The 20,601-nt window shown below is 57.5% G+C and carries 21 protein-coding genes, 2 tRNA genes and 1 other RNA gene; 10 read left to right on the top strand and 14 right to left on the bottom strand.

Annotated features, from left to right (window positions below):
* Positions 1 to 98 precede the first annotated feature (98 nt).
* Both AC0QKW_RS20770 and AC0QKW_RS20765 read left to right on the top strand, forming a co-directional pair.
* Entirely contained in the window at positions 99 to 2,516 is a 2,418-nt protein-coding gene (locus tag AC0QKW_RS20770) for a CHAT domain-containing tetratricopeptide repeat protein (protein WP_473152990.1), read from the top strand.
* A gap of 76 nt (positions 2,517 to 2,592) precedes the next feature.
* A complete protein-coding gene (locus AC0QKW_RS20765) occupies positions 2,593 to 3,900 on the top strand; it encodes a YegS/Rv2252/BmrU family lipid kinase (RefSeq protein ID WP_473152989.1) in 1,308 nt (435 codons plus the stop codon).
* Positions 3,901 to 4,071: 171 nt separating this feature from the next.
* Here the strand turns inward: AC0QKW_RS20765 and AC0QKW_RS20760 are convergent, their stop codons facing one another.
* Positions 4,072 to 4,233 carry a hypothetical protein gene (locus AC0QKW_RS20760; protein WP_473152988.1) on the bottom strand — a complete coding sequence of 54 codons (162 nt, stop codon included), beginning with the start codon at positions 4,231 to 4,233 and terminating at the stop codon, positions 4,072 to 4,074.
* A gap of 549 nt (positions 4,234 to 4,782) precedes the next feature.
* Positions 4,783 to 5,186, bottom strand: a transfer-messenger RNA (tmRNA) gene (gene ssrA, locus AC0QKW_RS20755).
* A 389-nt stretch (positions 5,187 to 5,575) separates the two neighbouring features.
* Between ssrA and AC0QKW_RS20750 the strand changes: the two genes are divergently transcribed.
* Positions 5,576 to 6,010 carry a hypothetical protein gene (locus AC0QKW_RS20750; protein ID WP_473152987.1) on the top strand — a complete coding sequence of 145 codons (435 nt, stop codon included), beginning with the start codon at positions 5,576 to 5,578 and terminating at the stop codon, positions 6,008 to 6,010.
* 140 nt (positions 6,011 to 6,150) lie between these two features.
* On the opposite strand, the gene rpmA is transcribed toward AC0QKW_RS20750, so the two are convergent.
* On the bottom strand, positions 6,151 to 6,423 hold the full coding sequence (gene rpmA, locus AC0QKW_RS20745) for a 50S ribosomal protein L27 (protein WP_473152986.1): 273 nt from the start codon (positions 6,421 to 6,423) through the stop codon (positions 6,151 to 6,153).
* A gap of 56 nt (positions 6,424 to 6,479) precedes the next feature.
* Complete coding sequence (rplU, locus tag AC0QKW_RS20740) at positions 6,480 to 6,869, bottom strand: 50S ribosomal protein L21 (RefSeq protein ID WP_473152985.1); 390 nt, start codon at positions 6,867 to 6,869, stop codon at positions 6,480 to 6,482.
* Positions 6,870 to 7,124: 255 nt separating this feature from the next.
* Between rplU and AC0QKW_RS20735 the strand changes: the two genes are divergently transcribed.
* From AC0QKW_RS20735 to AC0QKW_RS20720, 4 genes are all read left to right on the top strand, one after another.
* Entirely contained in the window at positions 7,125 to 8,132 is a 1,008-nt protein-coding gene (locus AC0QKW_RS20735; RefSeq protein ID WP_473152984.1) for a GDSL-type esterase/lipase family protein, read from the top strand.
* 73 nt (positions 8,133 to 8,205) lie between these two features.
* Positions 8,206 to 9,282 carry a DUF4268 domain-containing protein gene (locus AC0QKW_RS20730; RefSeq protein WP_473152983.1) on the top strand — a complete coding sequence of 359 codons (1,077 nt, stop codon included), beginning with the start codon at positions 8,206 to 8,208 and terminating at the stop codon, positions 9,280 to 9,282.
* A gap of 11 nt (positions 9,283 to 9,293) precedes the next feature.
* Positions 9,294 to 9,776, top strand: a complete 483-nt coding sequence (locus AC0QKW_RS20725; RefSeq protein ID WP_473152982.1) for a YchJ family protein — start codon at positions 9,294 to 9,296, stop codon at positions 9,774 to 9,776.
* Positions 9,777 to 9,791: 15 nt separating this feature from the next.
* Positions 9,792 to 10,739 carry a lysophospholipid acyltransferase family protein gene (locus tag AC0QKW_RS20720; RefSeq protein WP_473152981.1) on the top strand — a complete coding sequence of 316 codons (948 nt, stop codon included), beginning with the start codon at positions 9,792 to 9,794 and terminating at the stop codon, positions 10,737 to 10,739.
* A gap of 68 nt (positions 10,740 to 10,807) precedes the next feature.
* On the opposite strand, the gene AC0QKW_RS20715 is transcribed toward AC0QKW_RS20720, so the two are convergent.
* From AC0QKW_RS20715 to AC0QKW_RS20705, 3 genes are all read right to left on the bottom strand, one after another.
* Positions 10,808 to 10,879 (bottom strand) — tRNA-Thr (locus AC0QKW_RS20715).
* Between the two features lie 12 nt (positions 10,880 to 10,891).
* A tRNA-Tyr gene (locus AC0QKW_RS20710) sits at positions 10,892 to 10,973 on the bottom strand.
* 109 nt (positions 10,974 to 11,082) lie between these two features.
* A complete protein-coding gene (locus AC0QKW_RS20705) occupies positions 11,083 to 11,463 on the bottom strand; it encodes a sll0565 family protein (RefSeq protein ID WP_473152980.1) in 381 nt (126 codons plus the stop codon).
* Between the two features lie 162 nt (positions 11,464 to 11,625).
* Here AC0QKW_RS20705 and AC0QKW_RS20700 point away from each other — a divergent pair, with 162 nt between their 5' ends.
* On the top strand, positions 11,626 to 11,940 hold the full coding sequence (locus AC0QKW_RS20700) for a DUF6439 family protein (protein ID WP_473152979.1): 315 nt from the start codon (positions 11,626 to 11,628) through the stop codon (positions 11,938 to 11,940).
* A gap of 18 nt (positions 11,941 to 11,958) precedes the next feature.
* On the opposite strand, the gene AC0QKW_RS20695 is transcribed toward AC0QKW_RS20700, so the two are convergent.
* The 5 genes from AC0QKW_RS20695 to AC0QKW_RS20675 form a co-directional block, all read right to left on the bottom strand.
* Positions 11,959 to 12,354 carry an ATP-binding protein gene (locus AC0QKW_RS20695; RefSeq protein ID WP_473152978.1) on the bottom strand — a complete coding sequence of 132 codons (396 nt, stop codon included), beginning with the start codon at positions 12,352 to 12,354 and terminating at the stop codon, positions 11,959 to 11,961.
* Positions 12,355 to 12,880: 526 nt separating this feature from the next.
* Positions 12,881 to 13,543, bottom strand: coding sequence for a phycobilisome degradation protein NblB (gene nblB / locus AC0QKW_RS20690; RefSeq protein WP_473152977.1), 663 nt, complete (start codon positions 13,541 to 13,543; stop codon positions 12,881 to 12,883).
* Positions 13,544 to 13,718: 175 nt separating this feature from the next.
* Complete coding sequence (locus tag AC0QKW_RS20685) at positions 13,719 to 14,183, bottom strand: CBS domain-containing protein (protein ID WP_473152976.1); 465 nt, start codon at positions 14,181 to 14,183, stop codon at positions 13,719 to 13,721.
* 75 nt (positions 14,184 to 14,258) lie between these two features.
* Positions 14,259 to 15,293: a M42 family metallopeptidase gene (locus AC0QKW_RS20680; RefSeq protein ID WP_473152975.1), complete on the bottom strand. Its 1,035-nt coding sequence runs from the start codon at positions 15,291 to 15,293 to the stop codon at positions 14,259 to 14,261.
* A gap of 37 nt (positions 15,294 to 15,330) precedes the next feature.
* A complete protein-coding gene (locus AC0QKW_RS20675; RefSeq protein ID WP_473152974.1) occupies positions 15,331 to 15,780 on the bottom strand; it encodes a YaiI/YqxD family protein in 450 nt (149 codons plus the stop codon).
* Between the two features lie 74 nt (positions 15,781 to 15,854).
* Between AC0QKW_RS20675 and AC0QKW_RS20670 the strand changes: the two genes are divergently transcribed.
* Both AC0QKW_RS20670 and AC0QKW_RS20665 read left to right on the top strand, forming a co-directional pair.
* The gene (locus AC0QKW_RS20670) at positions 15,855 to 17,297 is read left to right on the top strand and encodes a phospholipase D-like domain-containing protein (RefSeq protein ID WP_473152973.1); all 1,443 of its coding nucleotides are present in this window, start codon (positions 15,855 to 15,857) and stop codon (positions 17,295 to 17,297) included.
* 226 nt (positions 17,298 to 17,523) lie between these two features.
* Positions 17,524 to 18,090: a hypothetical protein gene (locus AC0QKW_RS20665; protein ID WP_473152972.1), complete on the top strand. Its 567-nt coding sequence runs from the start codon at positions 17,524 to 17,526 to the stop codon at positions 18,088 to 18,090.
* A 388-nt stretch (positions 18,091 to 18,478) separates the two neighbouring features.
* Here AC0QKW_RS20665 and AC0QKW_RS20660 read toward each other — a convergent pair whose 3' ends face one another.
* Both AC0QKW_RS20660 and gntK read right to left on the bottom strand, forming a co-directional pair.
* Positions 18,479 to 18,748, bottom strand: coding sequence for a type II toxin-antitoxin system VapB family antitoxin (locus AC0QKW_RS20660; protein ID WP_473152971.1), 270 nt, complete (start codon positions 18,746 to 18,748; stop codon positions 18,479 to 18,481).
* A 162-nt stretch (positions 18,749 to 18,910) separates the two neighbouring features.
* The gene (gntK, locus tag AC0QKW_RS20655; RefSeq protein WP_473152970.1) at positions 18,911 to 20,455 is read right to left on the bottom strand and encodes a gluconokinase; all 1,545 of its coding nucleotides are present in this window, start codon (positions 20,453 to 20,455) and stop codon (positions 18,911 to 18,913) included.
* Positions 20,456 to 20,601: the final 146 nt, after the last annotated feature.

The following is a 20,601-nucleotide window of genomic DNA, read 5'->3' as shown; positions in this document are numbered from 1 at the left end:
AGCCGTAGTTTGTTAACAACCCGTCGCCCCCCATCCCCGACATGGACACCACAAGCTACCGTGAAAGAAACTCATCCCTACCGTCCAGAGCCCAGGCCGTGACCCAGAAATTTCATCTCTCTATTACTCCCGTGGGCCCTGACACCTACTGGCTGCGCACCGAAGCCGTCGCCAGCGGTGTACCCCTGGCCGAAGCTCAGGTCGTCTGGCCCCTAGAGACCTGGCTAGCTCAGACCGAAGCCCTATTTCAAGATCCGCTGCAAGCGCTGCTCCAGACCCCTGTCGAGGCTCACCTCGACAACGCCTGGATGGCCCTGGGCCAGGCTCTCTATACCGGCCTATTTCAGGGTCGCATTCGCGATAGCTGGGTAGCGGCCCAGGGGGTGGCCCAAAATCGCCGACAACCCCTACGGCTGCGGCTGGGGTTTAAAGACAGTCGGGTGCAGCGTCTCCCCTGGGAGCTACTCTACGGAGACGATCGCCCCTTGGCCACCGGTCTAGACGTCACCCTCTGTCGCTACTACCAAGGCCAGACCGTCACCGACCTAGCCACCATGGTTCCGCTGGCTCCTGCCACTGTTCCCATTCGAGTGCTGGTGGTAATCTCGGCACCCAGCGATCAAGATCGTCTAGCCCTGCGTCAAGAAGTGCAGCGTCTGGTCGAAAGTCTGCAAATAGCCCCCGTCGATGCCAGTACCCTGGCCTTAGACATCACAATTTTGGAGCAGCCGGGCCGCCCCGAGCTGGTGCAAGCCCTCGAACAGGGCAACTTTCAAATCTTTCACTACGCCGGTCACAGCGACATTGGTGAAGTCGGAGAAACAGGCGGTAGCCTATATTTGGTCAATCGCCAAAACGGCCTCTCTGAAAAGCTCAGCGGCGGTGATCTGGCCGGGCTGTTGGTCAACAACGGTACTCGCCTGGCGGTGTTTAACTCCTGTCGGGGTGCCTACACCCCGCAAGACGATGCCCAGGCCAACTGGCTCGATCAAAACCTCGTGCAGGCCCTGGTCAACCGGGGGGTGCCGGGGGTGATCGCCATGGCCGATCGCATCCCCGACGATGTTGCCCTCACCTTTACCCAACTGCTCTACCGCAACCTGCACCAGGGCCACCCCATCGATCTCTGCCTCAGCCGCGTGCGCCAGGGGCTGATGTCGGCCTACGGCTCGGGCCAGCCCTTTTGGATGCTGCCGCTGCTCTACCTGCGGGCCGACTTTGACGGCTACCTGTACGCAGGCGATCGCCCCACCTTCCATGCCCTAGACAACCTAGACGATGACGACCTCAGCACAGTCGCCCTGATGCTGCCCGACTACAGCACCGACCCCGATATTGCCGGTCTAGCCGCAGAGATGCTCACCCCCCAGGCCGAAGAGTTGCCCAGTGCTCCAGTCAGTGATGACTCCCCGGCCCCGCTCTACGACTGGTTGCCAACCATCGCGGCCCCAGACTCAGACCCAGCAGCAGACACCACCGTCACCAGTCTAGTGCAGCGGCTCTCTGGCCCAGCGGCCTCCCAGCCCGATCAGCTCCTCCCTGCCGATCTGAGCGAAAATCTTTTGCCTCCGGCTCCCCAGCCCCCTCAATCCAATAATTTTCTTTTCCAGCCTACGGAGCCCGACTCTCCCCCAGACGCTCTGGTAAGGGTGGGCAAAACCAGGCTCACCATCCCGTTTAATCTCCTGGCCTGGGGGGGGCTAGGCCTGGCGGGGCTAGCGGTGGTGTGGGCCTTGGCCCTAGTCACGCTCACTACAACTAGCCGCCCTGGCGACCCCGCACTTACGCCTACCCCCACAGCCAGTGAGAACACCCCAACCGCCGCCACCCCAACCGCTACCCTGGTCGAGAGCAGCGTCGCCGCTATCGGTCTGGGCAATACCGAGACAGCCCGCGATCTGCTTGAGCAATTGCTCGATCGCGGCGACTTGGTCAGCGTCGAATCTGTCCTCGAGACGGTACCTGGCCCCTTGCGAGACGACTCTCAGCTTGCCTACGTGCAGGGTCGCTTACTGTGGCAGCAGGCGACCACCGGTGGCAACCCCGATGCCAGCCCCTACGACGCCCGACGAGCCTGGGATCTGGCCACTCAGGGCAATCCTGATTTCGTAGAAGCCTGGGTGGCGCTAGGGTTTGCTCAGTACAGCCTGGGCGACTATGCCGAGGCGATCGCAGCCTGGGAGCGGGCGATCGCGATCGACACCGACAACCGCCGAGACATTAACCCCGAGGTTGCCCAGGTCGCCAATCCCTTAACCATCAATGCCTATGCCGGTCTAGCCATGGCCTACCGGCAAGAGGGTGCCATCACCCTGCTACCTGAAGAGCAACTGCCCTTTGAGCAGCAGGCACAGAGCTACTTCAGACAGGTGCTGGCCCTCGATCCTAGGCTTGTCAACCCCGGTGCCCTGGCAGTTAACTGGCTCTGGTCACAAGCTCTCCTTAGCGACTGGCAGACGACCGTGACCCAGCTAGCCAACGGTGATCCCAGTTCCGAGACCGCCCCCTCTAACTAAACCGGCATTAGCATGACAAGTCATAGAGCAGACTAAAGTCTGGGTGGTAGCATTGGGACATCGTTGAGATTGCCCTATGCCCAGCACCCTAGCTGTTCTTGCCCACCCCACCCAAATAGACAGCGTTCTAAACTGGCTCTCTAAACACCAGCGAGTTTTAACCCACTTTCAGATCATGTCCCCGGTAGAGATGGCCGAGGGCATTGAGCGAGGTTGGAGTAATGTGGCAACCATCGATCTGATTACTCTCAAAGCATCGAGCCAGGGAGGCGACATTGAGCTAGCTAGCCACATTCTCAATGGGGATGTCGCTGGGGTGCTTTTCTTTACTGAACCGGAGGCGATCGCCACCGCGTTCCCCAGCCTGCCCCTAGTGCTACGGGCCTGCCAACTACGGGGCATTCCTATCGCCCTTAACGATGCTTCGGCCACCCTGCTGCTGCGGGGCATCGCCGAAAGCCAAATCGCCTACCTGATCTTCAACCCCGTGGCCGGCCAGGGCAACCCCAATATGGATCTCGCCCTGATCAAAGAAGTATTAGAGCCTCAGATCATGGTCAACGTGACCATGACCCAGCCCGACCTAGACCCCGCTGACCAAGCCCGAGACATCATCGAGCACATTAAGTCTAAAAACGAGCACGACCTAGGCCGCAGCCTGATCATTGCCTCCGGCGGTGATGGTACTGTGTCGGCAGTAGCCGGGGCCGCGATGAATACCGGCATTCCCTTGGGCATCATTCCCCGGGGCACTGCCAACGCCTTTTCGGTTGGGCTGGGCATCCCCACCAACCTACGGGCCGCCTGCGAGACTATTTTGGCGGGCAACACCCACGTGATCGACGGCGCTCGCTGCAACAACATTCCTATGATTTTGCTGGCTGGGGTGGGGTTTGAGGCCGGTATGGTCGACGGCGCCACTCGTCAGCTCAAAAACGAGCTGGGCAACCTGGCCTACGTGCTCTCTGGGGTACGGCAGCTGGCCTCTGCCACCCCCTTTACCGCCACCCTTGAAATCGAGGGCGAAGTCTCAACCGTCACCACCAATGCCATCACCGTCGCCAACGTCGCCCCCTCAACCTCAGTCTTAGCCCAGGGTCTGGGCGAGGTGATCCCCGACGATGGGTTGCTCGAGGTCACCATTTCCACCAGTACCACCCGGCTCCAGGGCATCAACGCCCTAGCCTCGCTGATGGCCGCCGCCGCCTGGGGTAACCCCACCCAGCGCGACGACATCACCTGCCTGCGCACCAACCGCATCAAAGTCACCACCGACCCACCGCAAAAACTGGTGATCGACGGCGAAATTTTAGAGGCCAACCCTATGGAGTTTGAGTGTCTACCCCAGGCTCTGACAGTGTTTGCCCCCCTTAAAACCGTTTAGCCGATCCAACGGACTGGGAGCAATGTCATGACTGGTCTCTGGGTGGTTTAGCAGGTCTAAAGCACATCATTTACTGTACCAAGATGGGCAAACCAACACTCTTTACTTGAGCGATGGTTGCGCTGCCTGTCTAGCGTGTTGAGGGCCGCTCGTCTAGAAACTGCGGTGCATCTAGTAGCTGTGGTGCTGCTCGTCGGGGCGATATTCTCGCAGCCAGCAGCGCTCTAGGTAGCGCACCTGATGGAGATACCAAAACCGCCAGGGATTTAGGACAGTCTTGTAGGTGCTACTAAAGACAGGCTGATGCAAATAGGGCAATAAAGGAAACCGCATGGTTATAAATCGGATTGATAAAACGTGAAGTAGCCGATTAGCATTGGCTCAAAGGGCTGATTGGGAGGGCAATACAGCCTTCGACCTAGGCTGATATTTTTAGTATAGGCAGATGCAAAAAGAGACCCAACAGAGGGTCTCTCACTTGGAACGATAATTAATAATCGATTACAGAATTTATGGTGAATGCCCGGTGATCTTCATACCCCTGGTGGGTGCGGGATGACTCAGGCCTCGGTCTCTATCTCGATCTGGATTAAAAATCCTCTCCCCACACCTACCTGTCTAAGTGCCCGCTGTGCTCCTCAGTTAGGAGAGGCAGCTAGGATCCTCTGCGCTACAAATTACATCCACAAGACCTGTTACGGCAGCAGGCAAATATCGACTAAAGTCATTTCCACCAGAGAAAACTCCCCCAGCTTTTGACTCGTCCCGAGGGCGCAGACCCTACGCTCCTAACGGACTGGGGCGTCTTCTTTGCTGGAGATCTGTGGACGTGGGTGGCGATCGCAACCTATAACCGCAGCTAATAAAGCTAGAGCTTTATGGAAATGGAGCTGACGGGAGTCGAACCCGTGTCCGCTTTGAGTATTAACACACCACTCATTCACAGGCTTAGCCCATCTAACCCTCAGGGCCGGAACCGCCACTTATCCCGGACGGCGGGATTCTCTGGCTAAGTCTTAGTCAATGGATCCACCAGAGGAGATTCATTGAAGCATCCGTTGGGGTTTGTCTATAGCTCTTAACGGAGTCGAACTATAAACGCTCGCTAACTAGGTTAGAACTAAACTAGGTTTAGATTAAGCGGCAACAGGTGCAGCTTTACGAGCAAAAGGAACGATGTTGTTCGCATTTACGTTTGTTTTGAGCCTTGATTTACGAGAGTAGACTCCCTCTCGGCCTGTATCACAGCGTGACTTTCGTCAAAACGTCGAAACCGTTACAGCCCCATGATCTTGTGTATACATTGATTATAGATCATTCATTTAGAGATGAGAGTGGGGATGAAGGCATATCTAGCATTTGGCTTAGCACCGCGATCCCCGCTGCCTCACCCGGTACAAATCCCTTATGAGGGCAATAACCTTTCATAAACTCGATGGTGTAGCCATCAAAGTATAATAATTGCTTAACGGTTCTGTTATGGCGGGGGTTGCCCACCGGCAGCATGCGCCCAGGCAGACTCTAGACCAAACCAAGTCCAACTCAGAGTTTAAGCTTCCCCTCCGGGAAACTTCAGGTCTGGGCTTGAGTTTACATGACTAATTTCTTTTCATAGTCACCTCAGCGTTTTGCCCCCTGGGCAGCTGTTTGCAGCTAATAAGGACTTTTTACTCCCATGACCACCACCGAATCTAGCAACGGTAGCGCCGATACCCCTGAAAAAGAGCCCACTGCCAGCCGTTCTAACCGAGGTAGCCGCACTAAGCGCGGCGCGTCGTCTACCGGGGGCATTGTCAAGGCCAGCCCTGAGAGCGGCGACGTGATTGTGCTGGCTGACCACACCCGTCTGGTGGAAACCGACAGCCTGCCCAACCATCGCCCGATCGCCCTGAGCACCTTTGAGATTGTGGGTACCCTCGATCGCGCTGGTGTTCGCCCTATCGGTGCCAATACCTTTGAGATCTCCACTACCGACACTCTGCCTGGGCACCGTCCAGTGGGGGTCAATACGCTGCATATTGCCGACATTCACACTCTGCCCGGCGATCGCCCCATTGCCGACAACGAAGTCGATCCGCCGTCATCAGTGCTGATGGGCTATTTAGACTAGACACCCCAATCTAAATTCCCACTAAAAAGCTCCCCATATGGGGAGCTTTTTAGTGGGAGCAAACGGTGGCAGTCTGATCGATTAACTCAATCGCAATGCTGACTCTACCCAGCCCAGATAGCGTCTCAAAGCCAGAAACCCTACGCAGATACTTCAGCTGCTGCGGGGTAGACGCTGACTTTTTTCTTGTTTTTGCCGCGACGCTCAAAGGTGACGATGCCGTCTACCAGAGCAAACAGGGTGTCATCCCCACCGCGACCAACATTTTCACCGGGGTGAATTTTGGTGCCCCGCTGACGAATCAAAATGTTGCCAGCGGTGACGACCTCGCCGCCGTAGCGCTTAACGCCCAGGCGTTTGGCGTTTGAGTCACGCCCGTTACGAGTACTACCTGTACCTTTCTTATGAGCCATGGGTGTCTTCCTTAACCTACCTACTGTTTAATCTAGCGCGTCAATCTAGCCTGGGTCTAGCTGTCAGCTGCGACTTCAGCCGTAGCATCTACCGTTGCCGGGGCGGCAGTCTCGCCTGCGATCGCCTTACCGTTCACTTCGATAGCGTTGATCATCACGCGGGTGAGCTCTTGGCGGTGGCCCTGCTTTTTGCGGGTTTTCTTTTTGGGCTGCATTTTGTAGACGATGATTTTGCGGCCCCGCAGATGGCTGACCACGCTACCCGTCACCGTCGCGCCCTCAACCACAGGCTGACCGACCAAGGCCTCGCCATCGTTGTCAACAAACAGCACCCGTTCCAGGGTGACGGTGTCGTCTACCTCTAGAGCTAGGCGGTCAATGTCGTAAAAACGGCCCGGCTCTACCCGCAGCTGCTTTCCACCCGCTTCAACAATTGCGTACGTCATTTTTTACCTCATAACCGCCGTGCAGGTGCCAACCTGGCAACCCAGCCAAAAACAATTTGCCGGGGCGTTAGCCTTAGAAACCTGATCCGAGCGCATAAACAAAACAGTCTTTTATTATCGTGAGTTGCTTTCAACTCTGTCAAGGGGGCCAGCAAACCCGATAAGATCCCACGGCCCTGGTTAGCCTGTCTGCCATTTCGTCCTGATGGAGACGTTTTGTCAGGGAAAGGATATCAGAAGTTCTGCAAGACAGGTATGGATATGTGGCTCTTGGCGGCCCAGCTGACCATGGGTGGGTTTGGCCCTCCCAGTCTGACTACCACCAATACAGTGGCTACCCTGCCGCCAGAACTAGAGACCAGAGGGTGCGCGGCCTCGCTGGCAGAAACTGACTTTGAGACAGTGTGCTCAAATCCTGGCATGGTGACCTCTGGGATGGCGGCGATCGCCGATTCTGTCCCTGCGCCGCAGCCTCAATCTATGAGTGCCGCCGCCGCCCGCTGGCCTCGCCCCGAGCAGATGATGACGCCCCGCACCTCCGCTCTGCCCCCAGGACGTGAGCACCTCAAACCCATCACCGGTTCGCAGCTCTACCAGTTTCGCCTCGCGGCTCTACAGGCCGGAGAAGCCTACGCCCAGGCGGAGCCCTATCGCTATCTCAATCAGTGGCAGGGGGCCTTTGACAGCCCTACCCATGACCAGTGGCGGGAGTTACTGGCGGCAGAGGCGGCAGCCATGGCCCGCCGTCAGGGTCAGGCCTCCCTGACGGTCTTGGTGGGCGATTCTCTGGCTCTGTGGCTGCCCATCGACGATCTGCCCGTCAACCAGCTTTGGCTCAACCAGAGCATTTCTGGCGAAACCACTGCCCATATAGGGCAGCGACTCCACTACTTTGCTGAGACCCGGCCCACGGCGATTCATGTGATGGCAGGCATCAACGACCTGAAGCAGGGGGCCACCGAAGCAGAGATCATCGACAACTGGTACCAATTGCTGACCCAGCTCAAGCGGCAGCATCCCCAGGCTAGGCTGGTGGTGCATTCAATCTTGCCCACACGACAGCTAGATCTGCCCAGCGATCGCATTCAGCGCATCAACCACCGTCTAGTGGCCCTGGCTCGAGCCCAGGGAGCCATCTTTGTCGATTTGCACCCAGCCTTTAGCGACGACCAGGGCCAGCTGCGGGCTGACTTGACCACCGATGGGCTGCACCTCAGCCCGCAGGGTTATGCTCTGTGGCGGGCGGCTCTGGTTACCCCGTAGATTGCCGCGATTGTGGGTCGGCACCGCGCCATAATAGGATCACCACAGTGCCCTTTGCCCGAGCTCATGCCCCGTGCCTAAGCGATCTGCCCAACCCAAGCTGGGACGCCTCAAAAAACTCGACCCCACCGACTATTGGCAGACCCAGGCCGATTTTCAGCAATGGCTGACGGATGAGGAAACCCTGGAACTGCTGGGAGAATCTCTGGGCCTGAGCTTCTGCCTGGCGAATGACCTGCCTGCTGAGGGCTATAGCCTGCTGAGTCTCGCCCTGACCGAACAGGACGAGGGCGCAGGCAAAACAGCAGCTCTGGTGGCGGCCCATCTAAATACTCCCAACGCCGCTGACTTGGGCTGGCTGCTGACCTGGGCCGCCGTTGAGAATGTGGCCACCGTGCTCTGGGTAGCCCCAGAGTTTTCTACTGAGATGGTGCTGACCTTTGACTGGCTGAACCAGACCAGTGACGTCACCTTTGTAAGGCTGACAGTAGAACTGTGGCAGATTGGTAAAACGGCAATGGCGGCTAATTTCATCCCCGCCTGCGGTGCGGTGGTGGATGACGGCGATCTCGACGACGGGGACGATGAAACCGATACACCCACCGCAGTGACGCCCAGCGCCCCAGAGCCAGAGCCGCTGACACCCCTACAGCAAGAAAATTTAGATTTTTGGGGAGGCTTGTGCGATCGCCTCGACCGCCATGGCAGCCTGGTTAAGCCAGGGTCTCCCGCGACGGCGGCGACCATGGGCTTTGCCATTGCCCGGGCCGGGTTTCGCCTCAATGCCATTCTCGATCGCGACCATGGCAGCCTCTACGCTGAGCTGCTGCTGTCGGGCGTCGACGCTCAGCCCCACTTTTATCTGCTGGCCGCCGAGCGGGAGCAGATCGCCGACGAGATCAATCTGCCGCTGATTTGGGACGAATCGGGTGAACACAGCTGTGTCATCGCCAGTACCTTGACCGAGGTCGATTTAGCCGATCGCGATCGCTGGCCTGACTACCAAGCCTGGTTCTGCGACTGCCTAGAGCGCTTCTACGAGGTCTTTTTCGACCGCATTAAGCAGCTTGACGCCGCTGGCTATCAGCCGCCGCGTCGGGCCAAGCCCCTGGTAGATGCGCTAATTTTGCCCGCCAGTGGGCGATCCTAGGGGCGAGCACCATGGCTGAGCCGATGCCCTGCCCCTGCGGCCACGGTCGCCCCTACACCGACTGCTGCCAACCCTACCTGACGGGTGCCGCCTTGCCCCCCACGGCGGAAGCGCTGATGCGATCGCGCTACACTGCCTACCACCAGGGCAACGCAGACTATCTCATCGCCACCCATCACCCCACCCAGCGCTACCCAGCGCAAAGGGCCGCCATTCTGCAAACCATAGCGACCACCACCTGGCTGAGGCTGCAAGTGCTGGCGACCGCAGCGGGCCAACCAAAAGATAGACAGGGCGTGGTGGAGTTCATCGCCTACTACGCAGACCCTAAACCGGGTCAGGTCCATGAGCGATCGCGCTTTGTGCGGCAAAAAGACCGGTGGATCTACACCGATGGCGACCCCCTGCCGCCCCTAGTGCCTCAACGCAGTGACCCCTGCTGGTGTGGCAGCGGCAAAAAATATAAAGCGTGCCACGGGCGCTCAAAACCTTAGACCCTGATCTCCACCATGGCCGACCCCGTCAAGCTCCAGCCGTCTAACGAGCCATCTCATCAGCCAGCGGCGACCCTCACGCCCGAGGCGATCGCCCGCGTGCGTGAAGGGGTAGCCATGGCCCAACATCCCTCGGTGCGGCGCTGCATTGAGCACGACCTGGCAGAACTGAGCGCGATCGCCAACAGCACCGCCGATCGCCGGGTCAGTGGCCGATTTCGCCGCTGGGCCATGCGCCGGTTTATCAAAAGCTTCTTTCGGGTGCGCATTGAGCATCCAGAGAATATTCCCAATGAACCCAACATTCTTACCGCCAACCACCTCAGCCATCTGGATCCATTTTTAATTCTTGCCTTTTGCCCACCTCGCCCCTACTACTACATCTTGGGCGATGCCCGCACCCTGTTCAACAAACGCTGGAAACGCTGGCTGATCGACTGGGCCGGTGGGGTCATACCCCTAGAGCGCTGGTGGAAGGAAGAAATAGCCGTGATGGCCGCCGCCGATGGGGGCAGGGAAGATCTAACGCCTCTGGCCACCGAAATTCGCGATCGCGTCCCCAACGGCAGCTCGATTCAACAAATGCGTCAGATCGACCAGGCAGTGCAGGCGATCCTGGGCCGGGGCGATGGCATTATGCTGTTTCCCGAGGGGCGGCTGGGCGCAGAGGAGGGGCAAATGCATCCGCTCAAACGAGGTACCGTGCTCTACGCCATGCGATCGGGAGTGCCTATCTACCCCGTCGCCATCATCGGCACCAAAACCCTATATTTTCGCAAGCGCCTCACCCTGCGATTTGGGCCGCCCGTGCAGGTGCCCCACCAGGCCAGACCCAAGCGGGCCGACATTGACGCCGCCCTGGCAGACCTCAAACGGGCCTTTGACGCCCTACTGCCCACCGACTATCAAGAACCCCAAGGGCCTAAGCTATTGAGCGGATGGCTAGACCACCTGTTTTGGTAGCGACATCAGCGTGCCACAGCTAGCAGTGGCACCAATGACCTATCTTGACCAGCATTTATCTTTCTCAAAGCCCTTAACGAGATTTGAACTCGTGACCTCTCCCTTACCAAGGGAGTGCTCTACCACTGAGCTATAAGGGCAATTGTCGCGGATGGGCCGGGCTGGATTCGAACCAGCGTAGGCGTAGCCAGCGGATTTACAGTCCGCCCCCATTAACCACTCGGGCACCGACCCGCCCTATCCACGATTTTCAATCCTAGCATGGGTTGTGCACTTATCTTTGCCAATATTAAAAAGTTCTACCAATTATATTTTCCAGTCGTCGCGGCGGCGCTTTGGCGGGCTAGCCTCGATAGGCCAACCAAGCAAAAAACCAGCCAACCAGCAGGCCTAGCCCACCAAAGCGCACCGCCTGCCAAAAGGGTTCTTGCAGGTGCTGCCAAGACATGACGCGGCTAGCTAGCTCCAGCTCAAAGGCATCGACGGCCTCCTGTAGCCGCAGGGTCTCCTGGGCCGCCGCTTGGAGATCGTCTGCCGGAGGAGCCGTTTCGGCCTGCTGGAGCTGTAACAGGTTAGAGAGACCGGCCTTGAGCTGATGGAGTCGGGCTTCTAACCCTTCTAGCTGCTGCAACAGCTCTGGCAACGAGGGGCTGGCACCCTCAGGACTGCTCCCAACAGAGCCCTGCTGGCTATGGTTTCTGTGTCGCCGATAGACTCGCTTCATGGTGCAAAATAAATAAATGGAAGATGCTGCCCATTGGCCAACGGATTGAACAGGGGATTAGCCTCAGCCAAGGCCAGAAGCGAAGTTCTACCGAGGAAAACCGACGGCTACCGAGCTGGACTTGGGATATCTTCTAGTTAACCCCAACTGGTTTCAGTATCTATGGCTTTTTCATTTGATTCATCGCTGCGGCCTTCGTCGCCCCAGCCCACCGATGACCTCACCGACCTAGAGCTAGCCCAGGCGTTGGCCGAGCGACTGGCAATCAAACCGGCTGACTGGCACCGGCTCAATCGCGATCGCCGCATACGCGCCAAAGAGCAGCTAGCCGCTGCACTAGTCTTTTTGCTCAGAGACAATTCTGAAGAAGCGCTGGCCCGAGTGGAGCAGGCAGCCGGGTGGCTCAACCACAGCCTGCAAGCGCCCCCCTGCCCAAGCCACGGCGATCGCAAGGCGCGATCAGCTCAAGATAGCTAGACTGCCTACCCCATTACCCTACCGAATCAGCGGTAGCCTGTGGGCCTGACGCACCACCTTGCCAAGGTGTAGCTCACGACCGCCATTGCGCCAGGTGACCTGATCAAATACCTGGTAAAGAATATAGAGACCACGACCGCACTCTCCAGGGTGAGAGGTGCAGTTGCTATCTTCAGCTTCGTCGCAGTTGCAGGGATGGTGAAAGCCACTGCCTTGGTCAGCAATCACCCACCAGATCTCAGCAGCCGAGGCAGTGTACTTTACGGAGATACATTTGGCAGGGTCTAGGGCGTTGCCGTGCTTAGCTGCATTAACTAAGGCCTCTTGTAGACCTAGGCGAACCTCTGCCTGCCACAGCACCGGCACATCTTTGAGCAAGAGGTCTAGCACCGGCTGCAAGTATAAGGTAGACACGAAACTCAACGTGTCCCACTTTTGCCGTTGTGCAGATGGAGAAGTTGCAATCACTCAGGCCATCTCCAATGTCTTGAGTTGAGGGTTTTAGAACAGACAGGTTCAGAAGCTTGGCACTAACCTGTGAGGATAAATCGTAACAACCAATAAATTATTTTTATGACATGCCCTACACAAATCTTCAGGCGTCAGCCTTAAAGGCTTTTACCAGAACATTAATTTAGGCATTGTTTAAACTAATGCTCAATGAGCTCAAACTAGTACAGAAATAGTAATACGAGCACTGCTTTACTATAGCAAACTTTGTCAGGCCATCGCAAATGGAGCATGGTTTTGAGGCATCCAGCTATTTCAAGGCTATTTTGCCTGCATAGGAATTTTGTTTGCTTCTACCTTGACAGGCAAGTGACAAAAGTTGCTCTATTTGCCCGCTGCTCAATCTTTAGGAAAGTTAGCGCTTTTCTGAGAGGGTGTTAAGCAGTGTTAAGCAAATTTGAAGTGTCTTAGCTCGTCAAAGGTGGTGGTGCTAACGGGTTAAATGCTGGCGAGCTGCGCCCGCTACGATGTCAGACTCGTCTTGGGTGAGCTGTTCTAGAGCGGCTTTTGCTTCGGGTTCCGCAAATTGCGCCAGACTCTGCACCAGTCGGTGGCGCACCTGCCAGTCTGAATGTTGGGTATAGGTAAGCAGCAGGGGCAGGGCACGGCGATCGCCCAGCTCGCCCAACGCCCCAATAGCGGCGGTAGCAATCAACTCGTTGTCTGAGTTGAGGGCTTCTTGCAGCAGGTCAAAGGCGTCCGGTTCTCCTAGCTCCCCTAGGGCGGCGACAATGCTAAATTTCACCAGCCACTCTTCAGTGCTGTGGTAGAGCGCGGCCAGATCGGGGTAGGCGCTGGTCAGCTTGAGCCCGCCAATGGTGTCAGCGGCAGCGGCCTGCACATCGGGCTCAGGGTCTTGGGTGAGCGATCGCCGCAGCAGCGGCTCTACAGTAGCCAGATCTTGCTGCCCCAGGCTGGCAATCTGGCTAATCGCTGCGTAGCGCACCCGGGCATTGCCATCGTTGGCCGCCAACTGCACCAGCTCAAAGGCCTCTGCTGGTTCTAGCTCACGCATTTGGTTGACGGCTCGCAGCCGATCCCCGTAGTCGTCAGAGTGGAGCAGCTCTCGCACCGAGTCAGGAGTAATCGCCATTTTGTAGAACCGAACACAATTCTGTTCTTTCTACTATCGGCCATTTTGGGGATCGGCGATAGGGGGGATTGAGTGGGAGAGTTTTGAAGGTTGAATTTTGAGTTTTGAGTTGAAGCATTACCGAAAGAACTCAACCCTCAACCCTTAAAACTAAGTCCTTAAAACTCACCCTCCATCAGGCGTAGCTATTCGCCATCTCTCGCACGATGTCGCCCCGAGTGAGAATGCCGACGACCTGCTTCTCGGCATTGACCACAGGTAGGCGACGCACTTTCTTTTCGTGCATCAGGTGGGCAGCGTCGCGGAGCGATTGGTCGGGGGCGATGGTAACGACGTGGTCGGTCATGACGTCTTTGACCAGTTGGCCCAGGGCTTTGTGAAGTTCTTGGTTGTACTGGGTGGGGTTTTTGAGGTAGATGACGCTGTCAAGCAGCATGATGTAGGCCGGCATATCGACCCCGGTGGTTTGCCACATCAAGTCAGATTCTGACAAAATGCCCACTAGATCGCTGTCTGCGTTGATCACCGGCAGCCCGCCCACGTGGTTGTCGGCCATGAGCTGAATGGCGTCTTTGAGCACGGTGTCAGGGGTCACCGAGATCGGGTTGGGAGTCATCACATCTGAAACGGTTTTGGCCATAGCTTTGCCTGAACGTGTTTGCCGAAAGGGGCTTAATTTTATTCTAGAAAAGGTTTGGGCCTAACCTGGCCCCTGTCACAGGTCGTTACAGTAGTGCTCTAGAATGTCGGCGCAGTGGGCGATCGCCCCCAAATGCGCAATCTCATACCCATGGGTGTTGTGGGTAGGGAAGCTGAGGCAAGCGGCCCGCGACACATGGCCAAACTTCATGGCGATCGAGGCGTCGCTGCCAAAGCCACTGATCACGGCCATCTGGAGCGGGACATCGTGCTGGGTCGCGGCGCGGCGCAGTTCGGCATTCAGCCCCTCATCGTAGAGGCCGTAGCCATCCTGACTCAGCAGGACGGGAATGTCTCCGTCCTGAATGGGGTATTCCTTCGAGAGCGGGCAGATTTCCAAGGCAATCAGCGCTTCCAGCCGTTGCCGCTGGGCAAAGTACAGCGCTCCCAAGGCCCCCACTTCTTCCTTCGCGGAGGCCACCAGGTACACGGTCACGGGCGGCTCCTGCAGCCGTTCCGCCAGCATCAGTAGAATGGCCAAGGATGCTTTGTTATCGAGGGTGTAGCTGGCGATGTAGTCACCCAGACGAAAGGGAGCTTTGCGGTGCTTGCCGACGACCACCCGGGTGCCGGGGCGAATACCAGCGGCGGCGAGTTCTTGGGGCGATCGCTTGGTTTCGACCCAGGCGGTTTCCCACGTCACTGGTTTGGTCTCCTGCTGGGCCTTTTGGGGCGACTCGTGGGAGACATGGCGCGAGCCAAAGCTGAGAATGCCGCTGATGGTTTCGTGATCCCCCAGCAAGTCCATCACGCCTTCGCCATAGACCCAGGGAAACGAGCCGCCCAGTTTGCGCACCGATACGCGGCCATCGGCGTAGATGCTTTTGACCAGGGTACCGATTTCATCTTTGTGGGCAGTGATGGCAACGGCGCGGCTGTCGTCGCGGCCCGGAATTTTGGCGATCACGTTATCGGCCTCATCGCGCCAGTGGTCTACCCCGAGGCGAGCCAGGTCATCCATGAGACGCAGGTTAATTCCGTCTTCTACACCGCTGGGAGAGTGGCACAGGACGAGGTCTGAGATCTGCGCAAAGAGAGTGTCGTAGGGCATGAGAATGGGATGGGGATAGGGGGGGTGGGCAGGGGCGCTAGCGTTGCTGCTTGGTTAAGAAGCGATCGAGCTGGTTGGCAAAGGCGGCGGTGTCTCGCTGGCTAAAGGGGGGTGGGCCGCCGGTTTCTACCCCGCCGCTGCGCAGTTCGTTCAAGAAATTTCGCATCGATAGGCGTTCGCGAATGTTGCCGGCATCGTAGAATTCGCCCCGGGGGTTGAGGGCGTAGGCTCCTTTTTCAATGGCCTCGGCAGCCAGGGGAATGTCGGCAGTAATGACTAAACCCTGGGGCTGGAGGTGCTGAACGATGTAGCTATCGGCCACATCGAGGCCCGATCGCACCTGCACAAAGTCGATGTAGTCAGATCCTGGGATTTGGATCTCTTGATTGGCCACCAGGGTGGTTTTGATCGCAACCCGTTTGGCGGCCCGAAAGAGAATTTCTTTAATCACATTGGGGCAGGCGTCGGCATCGACCCAGATCTGCATGGTGTATCACCGTTTTCCGTTAGCCTATCGCGCTCTGTGGGATTCCTAAACCCATAGAAGTTTTCCTAAAGCTTGTGCATCTACCACTTTCTCCTCGGCCTAGGTCTGCTTGGCTGCGCTGGGCGATCGCCTTTGGACTGGGCCTTCTGCTATTTGTGGGAGTCAGTAGCCAGTTTCGCAGCGAGGCGACGCTGCCCACCCTCGATCCGCTGCCGCAAGATCCTTATATTCAGGCGTATTTTAACCAAAACCAGGCGGCGGTCTACACTGACCCCTACCGTCAGATCACGCGCTACGGCGACGATCTGGAGCAGGTGGTTGTAGATGCGATCGCCACCGCCCAAACCTCTATCGATGTCGCTGTGCAAGAGTTTTCGCTACCGGCGATCGCCCATGCCCTGGCCGATCGCCAGGCGGCGGGGGTAACAGTGCGGGTGATGCTAGAGAATACCTACAGCAAGCCGATGGCGCAGCGGGGCAACCCAGCCGCCTTTGCCCAGCTCGACGAACACTACCAGGACAAGGCCAACGACCAGTTTGCCTTTATCGATGTCAATGGCGATGGGGTGCTGAGTGCAGAAGAGTTGGGCGATCGCGACGCCCTCACCATTCTCGACCAGGCAGGCATTCCTCGCCTTGACGACACCGCCGACGGCAGCAAGGGCAGCGGCCTGATGCACCACAAGTTTATGGTGGTCGATGGCCGCACCGTAGTCATGGGCTCAGCGAATTGGACGCTGAGCTGCACCCATGGCGACTTCACCAACCCCGACAGCCGAGGCAACGCCAACAGTATTTTGGTGATCGATAGCCCGCCCCTGGCCCAGCGGTTTCAGCAGGAGTTTGACCTGATGTGGGGCGATGGCCCCGGCGGCAAAACAGATAGCCTGTTTGGTCTGCAAAAGCCCCACCGGGCCTCGGCCCTAGCTTCGACCCCCGGTTCCGTTTTAGAACTCCAGTTTTCGCCCACCTCTAAAACCCAGCCTTGGGCGCAGAGTGTGAATGGATTGATTGCCAAAACCCTGGGCCAGGCCACCCGGAGCGTAAACCTGGCGCTGTTTGTGTTTTCGGAACAGGCGATTAGCGATCGCCTATTGCCCGTAGCCGATCGCGGCATTCCCGTCAAAACCCTAATCGACCCCGGTTTTGCCTACCGTAGCTATAGCGAGGGTCTGGATATGCTGGGCCTCACCCTGCCCGACCACAACTGCAAGCGTGACAGCAGCGTACCCTGGGCAAGGCCGATCACCACGGTGGGCACCCCCGCCCTGCCCGATGGCGACAAGCTGCACCACAAGTTTGCGGTGCTTGACCAAAACATCGTGCTGGTGGGGTCTCAGAACTGGAGCCAAGCAGCCAACAACACCAATGACGAAAATTTACTGGTGATTCGCAACGCCACGGTAGCAGCCCACTTTGAGCGCGAGTTTCAGCGCCTGTACGACGGAGCCAGCCTAGGTATGACGGAGCAGTTGCAGGGGGCGATCGGCCGACAGCAAGCTAAATGCGGTTCATAGCTGCTAGGAGACTGTCCTCGAAGAGGATATATCTACACAATGTTGAAAGAACATCCTGAGGACTATCCAGAGGATGGTTTCCTAAGCAATACTGAAAGAACATCCTGAGGACTATCCAGAGGATGGTTTCCTAAGCAATACTGAAAGAACATCCTGAGGACTATCCAGAGGATGGTTTCCTAAGCGATACTGAAAGAACATCCTGAGGATTGTCCGGAGGATAGCGATGAACCCTGGGGAAATTGATCGGTATCCAGTCAATCAGTTGCAAGACCGTTATAGTCTGGCCCGCAGCGCTGTGTACAAACGCATGCAGGACTTGGGGATTGTCCCTGACAAGGTTGGACAGCGCTCTTACATCACCGCCCAACAGTTGCAGCTGATGGACGAATTGCATCGATTTATTAACCAAGGGGGCAGCGCCGCTGAATTTATTGAGGCACGAGGGCTGAGGCCGCGATCGGGGAACAGTGGCAGCGGTCAATCTGGCAGTGGCTCTGATCTGGCAATTAATCCGAATGATTTTGGCGGCATGATCGGCGCGCTGGCCGAGTTGTTGGGGCGTATGGGAATTGGCCAACCCGACCCGCTGAAATACTTTGAGACTTTAGAGAATGCGGCTAAAAATGGTTGGCTGCCTAGTACCAGGGAGCTGGCTGAGCTGATTGACCTGTCACCTAGAGAAATTGAGAGCTACGGCGATCGCTTCTCTGAGGCCGGGTTTATCTTCAGCCGTGCTGGGTACCGAAAAAATGGTGAGATTGCCTGGAAGGTCACCAAGCGTTTAAAATAAAAAGACCAGCACTGGAACTGCTGGTCTAAATAAGCTAGTTGTTTTCTTTTTTTCCTTTGGTGGTGATGTTGGTGGTAGCACTGGCATCACCTCTCTTTTTGAGGGGTGACGGGTTGTTAACCGCTCTGGCGTGAGAGTTTGCCAGCGGGAGCTATACCCACCAGTGGGGGCGGTGTCTCCCTGGGCCCTTCAACCTTGGTCTTATCCTAACACGTCCTGAGGACAATCCTGAGGACAAAGACAAAATATTCCTCAGGATTGTCCTCAGGACACATCGACAAAGATTAGGAGGAGCTTTACGCCCACGAAATATCTGTTTTGGAGAAATCGTTCACTTTGAATAGCAAAGGCTGATTTCTGGCTTTTGCCAAAGCGTTAGGCAAAGCGGTCACTCTAAGCTGGGCAGTCCATAGTCGCCATAGCCCACAATTTCGTCTGGACTGCGGCTGTCAAAGTCTGGCAGGGCGGCGCAGCGCAGCGCAATCTCATTCAACCGTTCGACCAAAGGGCGAGGCTCGGACGTAATCTGGTTAGCTTTGATCTGAGTAAGCGCCTGCTGAAGCGCCATTTTGACGGCGTCGGTAAGACTTTGGCCGGTCAGAGCGGCTAACTCCTGAGCCATGCTGTGGGCTTGGGGGTCTTTGATATTCATACCCATAGGAGCAATGGTAGAAATCTATAGACATTCTACCTAGATAAGAAGTGTCGCCTTCTTTAAGGTCTAAAGGGCTGCTAGCGGCTGGATGAATCTCGCATCCTGAGTCATCTTGCTCATTCCCAGGCTGAAGGACTGGAGGGTTATTTGTAACGGCAACCTGCATTATTTGCTGAGCTGGCACTGGAGGGCGGCGATCGCATCGTACTCCCGCTCAAACACCACCGTCAGGTGTTCGAATACTGGCAATACTTTCTTATAAACCGTCACATTTTCTGCGATTGGCTGGTGGCGATAGGTTTCGCCAATCATCGTCGATACCGTCTCCAGCGACGGCACCCGGCCCAGGGCGTAGAGGCCCAGCACTGCCGCCCCCAGGCAGGAGCTTTCGTAGTGCTCAGGAATCGTCACCTCGCGGTCAAAGATATCGGCCATCATCTGCCGCCACAGGGCCGACTCGGCAAAGCCCCCCGTCGCCTGAATGAGCGTCGCGGGGCCAGCAAAATCTTCTAGCGCCTTGAGCACCAGATAGAGGTTGTAGACAATACCTTCTAGCACCGATCGCACCAGGTGCGACTTGGTGTGCTTAACGCTGAGGCCAAAGAACGAGGCCCGGGCATTGGCGTTCCACAGGGGCGATCGCTCGCCCATCAGGTAGGGGTGAAACAGCAGCCCCTCTGAGCCGGGGGGCACCGCGCCCGCCATGGAGGTCAGCAGACTATACACGTCCTGGCCCAGGCGTTTGGCGGTGGCCACCTCGGCATCGGCCAGCTGGTCGCGCACCCAGCGCAGGGCAATGCCGCCGTTGTTGACCGCGCCGCCAATCACCCAGTGGTGCTCGGTGAGGGGGTAGCAAAACAGCCGCTCTTGGGGGTCGGTAATGGGGCGATCGACCACGGCCCGCACCGCGCCGCTGGTGCCCACGGTGACGGCCACCAGCCCCGGCGAAATTGCCCCCACCCCCAGATTTGACAGCACCCCATCGCTGGCCCCAGCAATGATCGGCGTCTCGACCCGCAGGCCCATGGCTGCCGCCATGGCGGGCTTGAGTCCGGTGAGCACGGCGGTAGTGGGCACCAGTTCTGAAAGAGAATCGGGGGCGACTCCGGCGATCGCCAGCGCCCCCGCATCCCAGTCCAGCGTCTCTAGATTCAGCAGACCCATGGCCGTGGCGATGGAGTGATCGACCACGTAGCGGCCCAGCAGCCGGTAGAACACATACTCTTTGATCGAAATAAACCGCACCGCCGACTGAAACAGCTCGGTCTGTTCGTGCCGCAGCCAGGCCAGCTTCACCAGGGGCGACATCGGGTGAATTGGAGTGCCCGTGCGCCGGTAGACGGCGTGGCCCTCCATATCAGCCTTGACCCGCTTTTCCCAACCGGCGCTGCGGTTATCGGCCCAGGTGATGCTGCGGGTGAGGGGTTTACCATCGGCATCGACCAAGATCAGGCTGTGCATGGCGGCGCTAAAGCACAGGCCCAGCACCTGGGAGGGGTTGAGCACGTAGGCTTCCATCAGCTTCTGCACGGTTTTGACCACGGCGGCAAAGATTTCCTCCGGGTCTTGCTCGGCGGTGGCGACATCGGGGGTGTAGAGAGGGTAGGTGACCAGGGCTTTGCCCACCACTTTGCCTGCCTCAGTAAACAGCACCGACTTGGTGCTGGTGGTGCCAATATCGACCCCGATGATGTAGTTTTGGTCAGCCATGGTAAGGAAGGGTGTGAGAAATGTTGATGGGGTAGGGGCAAACGGTTGTTTGCCCTGGCAAAATTCATGCCGCAGTGATGTCGAAGCCTGTCTGGTTACCCCCGATTAGGCAGGGCAAACGCCGTTTGCTCCTCCAAAGTGCCTCG

Source organism: Pseudanabaena sp. PCC 9330 (genome assembly GCF_055795045.1).
This window is presented reverse-complemented; position numbering and strand designations above follow the sequence as displayed.